General features: G+C 66.8%; 1 protein-coding gene. It reads left to right on the top strand.

The window, feature by feature from the left end; genetic code table 11:
• Positions 1–271, top strand: a 271-nt coding sequence (locus tag SB756_RS30330) for a malonate decarboxylase subunit alpha (protein ID WP_410913270.1), incomplete at both ends; no start/stop codon positions are given.

Here is a 271-nt window from a genome sequence, read left to right as displayed (position 1 = left end):
CGTGATCGCGCAGGTCGACCGCATCGTCGACAAGGTGCCGCGCGTCGACATTCCGGGCGACCGCGTGCATTTCGTCGTCGAGGCGGGGCGGCCGTTCTACGTCGAGCCGCTGTTCACGCGCGACCCGGCCGCGATCACCGAAACGCAGATCCTGACCGCGATGCTCGCGATCAAGGGCATCTACGAGCCGTACGGGATCAAGCGGCTGAACCACGGCATCGGCTTCAACACGGCCGCGATCGAGCTGCTGCTGCCGACCTATGGCGCGAAG

It is taken from the genome of Pseudomonas sp. SIMBA_068, from assembly GCF_046534705.1.
Lineage (GTDB): Bacteria > Pseudomonadota > Gammaproteobacteria > Pseudomonadales > Pseudomonadaceae > Aquipseudomonas > Aquipseudomonas putida.
The sequence above is the reverse complement of the archived record's forward strand: the minus strand, read 5'-3'. Positions and strand labels throughout refer to the sequence as shown.